The 6,990-nt window shown below is 68.3% G+C and carries 7 protein-coding genes; 3 read left to right on the top strand and 4 right to left on the bottom strand.

Going from position 1 to position 6,990, the window contains the following annotated elements; translation table 11 throughout:
- Positions 1-119 precede the first annotated feature (119 nt).
- Positions 120-1,067, bottom strand: coding sequence for a metal ABC transporter substrate-binding protein (locus tag ACWGID_RS35280; protein WP_452203684.1), 948 nt, complete (start codon positions 1,065-1,067; stop codon positions 120-122).
- Positions 1,068-1,118: 51 nt separating this feature from the next.
- Here ACWGID_RS35280 and ACWGID_RS35275 point away from each other — a divergent pair, with 51 nt between their 5' ends.
- Positions 1,119-2,402 (top strand): YibE/F family protein, encoded by a 1,284-nt coding sequence (locus tag ACWGID_RS35275; RefSeq protein WP_452203683.1) that lies wholly within the window; start codon positions 1,119-1,121, stop codon positions 2,400-2,402.
- 116 nt (positions 2,403-2,518) lie between these two features.
- A complete protein-coding gene (gene eboE, locus ACWGID_RS35270) occupies positions 2,519-3,670 on the top strand; it encodes a metabolite traffic protein EboE (protein ID WP_452203682.1) in 1,152 nt (383 codons plus the stop codon).
- On the opposite strand, the gene ACWGID_RS35265 is transcribed toward eboE, so the two are convergent.
- On the bottom strand, positions 3,667-4,887 hold the full coding sequence (locus ACWGID_RS35265; protein ID WP_452203681.1) for an FAD-dependent monooxygenase: 1,221 nt from the start codon (positions 4,885-4,887) through the stop codon (positions 3,667-3,669). The genes eboE and ACWGID_RS35265 overlap by 4 nt on opposite strands.
- 97 nt (positions 4,888-4,984) lie before the next feature.
- On the opposite strand from ACWGID_RS35265, the gene ACWGID_RS35260 reads away from it, so the two are divergent.
- Positions 4,985-5,527: a TetR/AcrR family transcriptional regulator gene (locus tag ACWGID_RS35260; protein ID WP_452203680.1), complete on the top strand. Its 543-nt coding sequence runs from the start codon at positions 4,985-4,987 to the stop codon at positions 5,525-5,527.
- Here the strand turns inward: ACWGID_RS35260 and ACWGID_RS35255 are convergent, their stop codons facing one another.
- Together ACWGID_RS35255 and ACWGID_RS35250 are read right to left on the bottom strand one after the other, a co-directional pair.
- Entirely contained in the window at positions 5,528-5,836 is a 309-nt protein-coding gene (locus ACWGID_RS35255) for a DUF6703 family protein (protein ID WP_452203679.1), read from the bottom strand.
- Between the two features lie 43 nt (positions 5,837-5,879).
- Positions 5,880-6,974, bottom strand: coding sequence for an SAM-dependent methyltransferase (locus tag ACWGID_RS35250; RefSeq protein ID WP_452203678.1), 1,095 nt, complete (start codon positions 6,972-6,974; stop codon positions 5,880-5,882).
- Positions 6,975-6,990: the final 16 nt, after the last annotated feature.

Here is a 6,990-nt window from a genome sequence, read left to right as displayed (position 1 = left end):
CCCACACAGCCCCACCCCCCCCCGGGGGCTCACCCACATAGAGACCCCCCCCCCCACGCCCCCCCCCCCGTGGGCCCGGGTGACAGCGCCCACGGCCACGGCCTGGGCAGAGCTATCTGTCACGAGCAGCTGTTCGCCTTCTTCAGCTCCTGCAGGTTCTCCCGCATGAGAGTCAGGTACGTTTCCTTGGAGTTCGCGTCGGACAGGCCCTCGATCGGGCTCAGGACGGCGGTCTTGACGCCGACGTCGCTCGCGATCGTCTCGGCCACCTTCGGACTGACGAGCTCCTCGTAGAAGATCGTCGTCACGTGCTGGGCCTTCACGATGTCCTGGACCTCCTTGATCCGGGCCGGGGTCGGCTCGGCGTCCGGGGTGAACCCGGCGATCCCGACCATCGTCAGACCGTATCGCTTCGCGAGGTAGGCGAACGCCTCGTGGCTGGTCACGAACGTCGTCAGCTTGCAGTGCGCCAGACCGGTCTTGAACTCCGTGTCGAGCGTGCCGACCTGGTCGAGCAGGGCCTTCGCCCGCGCGTGGTACCCGTCGGCGTTCGCGCTGTCGACGCTCGCGAGCTTCTCCTCGACGGCCTTGACGACATCGGCATACCGCACCGGGTCGAGCCAGAAGTGCGGGTCGAGGGCGTTGTCCTTGTGCGCGGCCGGGGCGGCGTTGCCGTCCTCGTGCTCCTCGAAGTCGGCACCGGTGGCCTCCAGCTTGGCGGCCGGGGCGACGTCGAAGCCGGCGTCCTTCGCGTTCTGCGCGACGGCCTCGTCGACGGCGGGCTGCAGGTTCTTCTCGTAGACGACCAGCTTCGCCTCGGCGATCGAGCCGACCTGCTTCGGGGTCAGCTCCAGGTCGTGCGGCTCCACGCCGGGGGCTGTCAGAGTGGTCACGTTCACCGCGTCGCCCCCCACTGTGCGGGCGATGAACTCGAGCGGGTAGAACGATGCGACGACGTCGAGTTTGCCGCTGCCGGAGCCGTTGGCGGTGGAGCCACCGCACCCAGCCAGGGTGACGGCGGCCAGGGCGGTCGCGCCGGCGAGGACGACTCGAAGACCAGATCTCATGACAATCATTTTCATTTAATTGGAACTGATTGTCAAAACAGGGAGTTGACGATGGCCAGCCGCACCGTCGGGCGCCGCCGCGCCGACCGTAAGGGCAACCGCGCCCGGAAACTCGATATTCCGCAGGGCCACGGGCACGGCCACGGTCATGGGCACGGCGACCACGTGGTCGACACGTCGGTGGTGAACTCCGACGCCGTCGTCGCCCGCCGGGTCCGGATCGTGGTCGCCGCCGTGCTTGCCCCGCTGATCGTCGCGGCCGTGGTCCTGATGATCGTGCTCTGGCCGGGCGACGGGGTGAAGGTGACGTCGTACCAGACGAGTGCGGCCCGTGGTGACGTGACCGGGATCAAGGCGTGCCCGGACCCGAAGGACAAGTGCGACGTCGCGTCGGTCAAGCTGCGCAACGGGCCGGACAAGGGCAAGGTGGTGCCGGTCCAGGTGCCGATGGCCGGCCAGACCCCGATCCCGGTCAAGACCGGTCAGACGGTGATGCTCGGCGTCCAGGACGGCGCGCCGCTGGACCAGAAGTACCAGTACGTCGACCACGACCGGGCCAAGCCGCTGCTGATCATCGCGGTGGTGTTCGCGATCGCCGTCGTCGCGCTGTCCCGGTGGCGTGGTTTCGCGGCGCTGATCGCGCTCGCCGTGACCGCGGTGATGCTCACCAAGTTCATCCTGCCGGCCATCCTCAGTGGGTCGAATCCGCTGGTCGTGGCGGTAGTCGGTGGCGCGGTGATCATGACGATCGCGGTGTTCCTGACCCATGGGATCAATGCCGAGTCCTCGATCGCGTTGGCCGGCACGATCGCCGCGCTCGGGTTGACGGTGCTGCTCGGCTGGTTTTTCACTGAGCTGTCGCAGTTGAGCGGACTCGCCGCCGAAGGGGCGTCGGCGGCCAAGTCGTTCGCTCCTGATCTCGACCTGACCGGGCTGCTGGTGGCCGGCATGGTGATCGGCGCTCTCGGTGTGCTCGACGACGTCACGGTCACGCAGGCGGCCGCGGTCTGGGAGCTGTCCGCCGCGAATCCGGCGGCCAGTCGGCGTGAGCTCGTCGCTGCGGGCCTGCGGATCGGCCGCACCCACGTGGCCTCGGTGGTCAACACTCTGGTGCTCGCGTACGCCGGTGCGGCGATGCCGGTGCTGCTCGTGTTCGCGATCCAGGACCTGCCGGTGCTGTCGGTGATCTCCACCGAGGCGGTCGCGATGGAGATCGTCCGCGGCCTGGTCGGCAGCCTCGGCATCATCGCGGCGGTCCCGCTCACCACCGCGCTCGCCGCGATGGCGGTCGCCGACCGCTCCCGCGACCTCGTCGCCGCCCCCGACGCGGCCTAAACCGCACCCGACACGCCCTAAGCGAAAATCAACCCTTCCGCCCCTTACAGTGCTCATAGGTCACCGAGAGTCCGTCAATGACTACCTTCGGTGGCTACACGGGGTGAGGAGCGCTGATGAGGTTTCGTCATCAGGATGGTTCGACCGTCCATCTCGGGTACTGCGCGACGGTCCATCCGGCCACCGATCTGGACGATCTGATCGCGGGGCTCGACGGATGCGCCGGTGCGGTCCGGTCCGCGCTCGGCGTACCCGTGCTGGGGGTCGGGCTGTGGTTCCCGCACCGGCTCGCTGATCGGCTGGCGAACTCGCCGGCGTCGCTGAGCAAGCTGCGGCGGTCGCTGCACCGCAACCGCCTGGAGGTGGTGACACTCAACGGCACGCCACACACGAATTTCACCGAGAAGGTTGTCGGCAGCAAGCTTTATTGCCCGGACTGGACCGAACCCGAGCGGCTCCGCTACACCCTCGACCTGATCGACGTCCTCGCGGACCTGCTCCCGTCCGACGCGACGTACGGCTCGATCTCGACCACGCCGCTCGCCTGGCGGGTGCCCTGGTCGAGGGCGCGCAACCGGGCGGCGCGCGAGGCGTTCGACCGCGTAGAGCAACACATCGCCCGGACCGAGACCAGGACCGGCCGGAAGATCCGGATCGCCGTCGAGACCGAGCCGGGCTGCGTGCTGGAGATGGTTGGCCAGGCCGCGGCGTGGCTCGACCGCTACACCAGCCCGTACGGCGGGGCGTCGCGCATCGGAGTCGGACTCGACACGTGTCATCTCGCAGTGCAGTTCGAGGAGCCGGCTGAGTCTTTCGAGTTGTTGCGGCGTGCAGGTGTGGACGTGGTCAAGGCGCAGCTGGCTGTCGCGCCGACACTCGTGGACCCGTACGACGCCGCGGGCCGCTATCTGCTCGGTCGGCTCGGGTCAGCGAAGTATCTCCGCCAGGTGCGCGAGTGGGGTGGGCCTGGCGTGGATGACGTTGCACAGGCCAACGATCTGTCCGGTCACACGGCTTGGCGGATGCATGCGCACCTGCCGGCCCACGCTGCGCCACCAGATCCGTTGAGCGTGACAACCGGCGTACTGGATGACTGTTTGACCAGACTGGTTGGTGGTGGCCATCCGCTGACGCATCACCTCGAGTCAGAGGTGTATGCGTGGCCGCGTGCACCCAAAAGCCAGCAGGGCTTGGCGAAACGGGTCGCCAAGGAGCTGGCGTGGGTGCGTGATCGGCTGACCGGGCTCGGCTTGGAGGAGGTGCGCTAAGCGGCCACTCTGGTCAGGTCGGAGTAGTCGGGCAGCTGGACTGAGCTCAGTGCCTTACCTACCGCGTTCTGCGACCAGATGAAGCGCTGTACGGGCGTAGGGAGCTTTGTCAGCGTTGACGCTGCGAACGGCATCCCCCGGAGTGCGAGCGGGCTGCCAGGGATGATCGTCCTCATGACCTTCGGGGCAAGCTGACGGCTCCGGTCGACCGCTGGACGGATGATCCGCTCGTAGTTGCGCAGCCCCGACGGCAGATCGCTGCGTGCCGCAGCCAGCTCACCCGCCAGGATGTACGCCGCCACGACAGCCAGGCTCGTACCGCCGCCGACCGCCGGTCCGGGGCAGTAGCCTGCGTCACCGACCAGGCCGATCCGGCCGCGATGCCAGGTGTCCAGCGTGATCTGCGCGATCGAGTCGAAGTAGAAGTCCTCGGCCGCGTCCAGGTGCTCGAGCAGCTGAGGTACCCGCCAGCCGTAGTCGCGGAACTCCTTGGCCAGAAGGGCTTTCTGCTCCTCCTTGTCGCGGTAGTCGTACTGCAGCTCCGGCGCCCGGAACAGGAACCCGCCGCGGACCTGACCGGTCTGGTGTACGCCGTAGATCCCGACCAGCTTGTCGACCGAGAAGTGCGTGAGCGTGTGGCTGCCGACGCCGAAGACGTCCGGCAGCGAGAACACCGCGAGGTAGCCGCCGAGCGACCGGTGCAGCGGTCCCTCGGGTCCGAAGGACAGTCGGCGGACGTTCGAGTGCAGGCCGTCGGCGCCGATCACCAGGTCGAAACGCCGCTCGGTGCCGGAGTCGAACGTGACGTCGACGCCGCTCCCGTCGTCGTGCAGGTTCGCGATCGAGTCGCCGAACACGTACTCGGCGGTGCCGCGCGTGGCGTCGTACAGGATCCTGGTCAGTTCGCCGCGGAGGATCTCCACGTGCCGGCTGGAGAGCCCGGCGTACATCCGGCTGAGGTCGACCTCGACGGGTGGCCTGCCGAAGCGCTCGATGGTCATCGCGTCGAGCCCGGTGCGGGCCGCGGCGATCGCGTCCCAGCAGCCCATTCGGCGAGTGACATCGGCGGCCGAGCTGAACAGGTCGACGGCATGACCGCCGAGACCGTGCCGCAGGGCCGGTGTGCGTTCGACGAGCGTCGGCTCGAAGCCGTAGCGGTGCAACCAGTACGCGAGCACCGGACCGGCCACGCTCGCGCCTGAGATCAGGACCTTCATGACATCCCCTGACGTTTGCTTACTTATCGGAAGGTAAGTAAACGAGTGCTGTGTTGTCAATGGCTTACTTACCGGAAGGTCAGTTAATCTTCCGGGTATGCCGAGACAACGGACCGGGGACACCCGGGCGCGGATCCAGCAGGCCGCGCTGGAGCTGTTCGCCGAGCGCGGGATGCAGCAGACCAGCCTGCGCGACATCGCCGACCGGCTCGGCGTGACGAAGCCGGCGCTGTACTACCACTTCGCGTCCCGCGAGGACCTGCTGAACAGCCTCGTCGAGCCGATGATCACCGACTTCGAGGCGTACGCCGCAGCGCAGCAGGCGGCCGCCCCGGTCGAGGCACGCGAGCTGCTCGGGTCGTACTTCGATCTCGCCTACCGGCACCGCAGGCTGATCCAGCTCGCCATCCGCGACCTCTCGGTGCTGCACGAGCTGAACCTGGCGGACCGGTTCATCGAGTGGCGTGGCACGCTCGCCGCGCTGCTCATCGGCACGCAGCCGTCACTGTCCGACGTGGTGCGGTGCATGGTGGCGCTCGGCGGTCTGTCCGACTGCGCCGTGATGATCGACCACGAGCCGGTCGCCGAACTCCGCGAGGCCGCTGTCGAGGCGGCGTACGACAGTCTCGGCAGGCCGTGATCAGCCGTTGGCGATCCGGGAGACCGCGAACAGCAGGATGAGAACGATCGAGAAGATCCGCAGGAACCGCGGACCGGTCGTCACCGCCGGCCACGACAGGAACGCCAGCCACCCGAGCAACAGCGCGAGCAGCAGCAGCGCCACCACGGCCACCGCCACCGGACCGAACACGCCGACCAGCGCGAGCAGCAGGGTGATCCCCGGCAGCGTCAGCTTCGGCGCGGCATGCAGCTTCGCGACGTACGGGTAACTCACCTTGGTGAGCCGCTGCCGCAACGCACTCACCGGCTGACCACTGGGGGAACTCATGACCCCATTGTTCCAGGTGTCACGAGTCCCCAGTGCCGCCTCATCAGGGGACTAGCCGGTAGAACCGCCAGAACGGGTGCTCGATCGGCAGTACGTCGACCTGTCCGAACCCAGCGTGATCGGCCAGGTGCCGGAGCTTGTCCGGTCGCATGATCGCGCCGACGACATCCGAGTCGGGGTCCACCAGGCCTTGCGGCGTACACCAGATGGCGCTGGCCGCGCCCAGGAACCGCTGCACTTCGTCACCGGGTGCAGCGAGTACGTCGTCCGCGCGCTCGTCCATCACCAGCACAGACCCGCCTGGCGCGAGTGCCGCGCGTGCGGCGACCAGTGCCTCGACCGGGTGTGCGAAGTCGTGCAGGCATTCGAAGAACGTCACCAGGTCGTACCGCGTGCCGTCGGCCGTCACCGCGGTGATGTCACGGACCTCGAAGTCCACCCGGTCCGCGACGCCCTGTTCGGCTGCGTTGCGTCGCGCCCGGCTGATCGAGTCCTCGTCGTTGTCGTACCCGTCCACGCGCACGGCCTGGTACGCCTTGGCGAGTTCGATCGCCGACCAGCCTGCTCCGGTGCCCAGGTCCGCGACCCGTGCGCCCTTGCTGAGCAGGTCGTGCAGTCCGGCCACCTTCGGGATCCACTCGGCCACCAGTGAGTTCACGTAGGCGGGCCGGTTCAGCGCCTCCTGCGCCTCGACTGCCTCCTCGCCGTACGCCGTGTAGGGCACGCCGGCGCCGGTCCGGAACGCGTCGACGAGCTGCGGGAACGCACGGCCCACCGCGGGCACGATCGCCGCCAGACCGCCCGCGTAGAACGGGCTCGTGGGTTCGAGCAGCGCCTCGCGCACACCTGGCGCCAGATCGAACCGGTCGGTCCAGACCTCCGGGCCGTCGATCGTCAGTAGGCCGCTGATCGCCTGTGACTGCAGCCATTCGACGAGGTACCGATGGTCGACCCCGGTCCGCTTGGCAAGCTCTTCGGCCGTGATCGGGCCGCTCTCGGCGATCGCACCGTAGATCCCGTGCGCGTGGCCGAGGTAGGTCGTGAACAGCTCGGCCGCACCGAGCGCCGCACCGAACAACCGCCCGAGAAGTTCCTCGGCCGCCGCCGGGTCGGCCTTGCTGATGTCAGTCGTGGTCATCTCGCCCCTCCTTGCT

It is taken from the genome of Kribbella sp. NPDC054772 (assembly GCF_053611945.1).
Note: the sequence above shows the minus strand (reverse complement) of the source record. Positions and strands in the feature narration are given on the sequence as shown.

Excerpts from the sequence above, each read along its gene's own strand:
- ACWGID_RS35280 (WP_452203684.1), bottom strand. The coding sequence starts at position 1,067 with ATGAGATCTGGTCTTCGAGTCGTCCTCGCCGGCGCGACCGCCCTGGCC.
- ACWGID_RS35275 (WP_452203683.1), top strand. The coding sequence starts at position 1,119 with ATGGCCAGCCGCACCGTCGGGCGCCGCCGCGCCGACCGTAAGGGCAAC.
- eboE (WP_452203682.1), top strand. The coding sequence starts at position 2,519 with ATGAGGTTTCGTCATCAGGATGGTTCGACCGTCCATCTCGGGTACTGC.
- ACWGID_RS35265 (WP_452203681.1), bottom strand. The coding sequence starts at position 4,887 with ATGAAGGTCCTGATCTCAGGCGCGAGCGTGGCCGGTCCGGTGCTCGCG.
- ACWGID_RS35260 (WP_452203680.1), top strand. The coding sequence starts at position 4,985 with ATGCCGAGACAACGGACCGGGGACACCCGGGCGCGGATCCAGCAGGCC.
- ACWGID_RS35255 (WP_452203679.1), bottom strand. The coding sequence starts at position 5,836 with ATGAGTTCCCCCAGTGGTCAGCCGGTGAGTGCGTTGCGGCAGCGGCTC.
- ACWGID_RS35250 (WP_452203678.1), bottom strand. The coding sequence starts at position 6,974 with ATGACCACGACTGACATCAGCAAGGCCGACCCGGCGGCGGCCGAGGAA.